Source organism: Streptomyces sp. NPDC031274 (assembly GCF_055570235.1).
This window is the reverse complement of sequence record NZ_JBVIHP010000059.1, coordinates 1-1,112: the sequence shown is the minus strand read 5'-3', so window position 1 is coordinate 1,112 and position 1,112 is coordinate 1. Positions and strand designations below refer to the sequence as shown.

1 protein-coding gene and 1 pseudogene are annotated in these 1,112 nt (G+C 64.3%); one reads left to right on the top strand and one right to left on the bottom strand.

Features of this window, described 5'->3' with window-relative positions; genetic code table 11:
• Positions 1 to 196: 196 nt before the first annotated feature.
• The gene (locus ACZ5CR_RS43270; protein WP_468868609.1) at positions 197 to 454 is read right to left on the bottom strand and encodes a hypothetical protein; all 258 of its coding nucleotides are present in this window, start codon (positions 452 to 454) and stop codon (positions 197 to 199) included.
• Between the two features lie 207 nt (positions 455 to 661).
• On the opposite strand from ACZ5CR_RS43270, the pseudogene ACZ5CR_RS43265 reads away from it, so the two are divergent.
• Positions 662 to 1,112, top strand: a pseudogene (locus ACZ5CR_RS43265) (hypothetical protein); the annotation flags it as partial.

The following is a 1,112-nucleotide window of genomic DNA, read 5'->3' as shown; positions in this document are numbered from 1 at the left end:
AAAAGCGCCCCTCCGCCTGAAAAACACCAGCAGATGGGGGTGCGTTCTCTCTTCCCCCCCCCCCCCCCCCACTGTTGTTTCTCCCGCTGTCCTGTTGCCTTCCCGCTGCCTCGACCGTTTTTCCCGCTGCCTCGAGAAGAATGAACCCGGTGGCCGATTACGGGGGAAATCGGCCACCGGGAAATTGTGGGCAACGTTAGCTGTGCACCGATTTGCGCGAGCGTGAACTCACGCTGAATGCGAGGATGATCAGGCCCACCACGCCGATCGCCAGGCTCACCCACGAGGGGGCGTCGTCACCCAGCAATGCCGTGACACCGAATTTTGTGTCCCAGATCCGCTCAGTCAGGAATGATCCGATTCCCTGAACGGCCAGGACGATGCCGACCCACAGCATGTCGCTCCTCAATAAGTTCTGTTCCGGTGGCCAAGCTTGCGCTTCAACATGCATCATTCAACCGCTTCTGGGACCCTGCTGTGCAGAGGGAAACGTTGGCACCCGTACCGACGAAAGTTGCGGGCGACCGTACCGGTTCCGCATCTCGTGGACCTGGCGTGCACCGGCCCGAGGTGCAAGGCACCCGGTGCGGTCGGGGCTCGAGACGGTCTAAGCTCTGCACGACCACCGCACAGTGTGGAGCCGACATGCACGGGGGTGCGCTTGTCCACGAAGACGTCGTCGTGGCGGGTGCCTGCCTTTGACATCGGGCTCCTCACGGCCCTTGTACTGCTCAACGTCCTCGTTGCCGTGTGGAACGGATCTCGGACGGACGGCCACCCCGACTGCGGTCCGTGGGCCGGCCTCGTCCTGCAGGTCCTTGTGTTGCTGACCCTGCTGGTGCGGCGTAGCCGACCCCTGATGGTCCTCACTGTGGCGCTTGTGGCCTCAGTGGTGATGACGGTCTCGGTGTGGCTTGCGCCCGGCCTCCTGGTGACATCGGTCGACGGGGCGGGGGTGTGGGTGCCGCTCGCGGCGCCGTTCGCCACGTACAGCGCGGCCGTCTATTCGTCGCGTTGGCGGGTGGCGTGGGTGTTGACGGGGTTGTTGACGTTGGTGGCGACTCGGTTGTGGGAGTTGTCGTTCGCGGTGGCGGCGTCGGGGGTGTTGCTGA

What these genes read in the sequence shown, in the direction of transcription:
- ACZ5CR_RS43270 (WP_468868609.1), bottom strand. Translation starts at nt 454, where the DNA reads ATGATGCATGTTGAAGCGCAAGCTTGGCCACCGGAACAGAACTTATTG.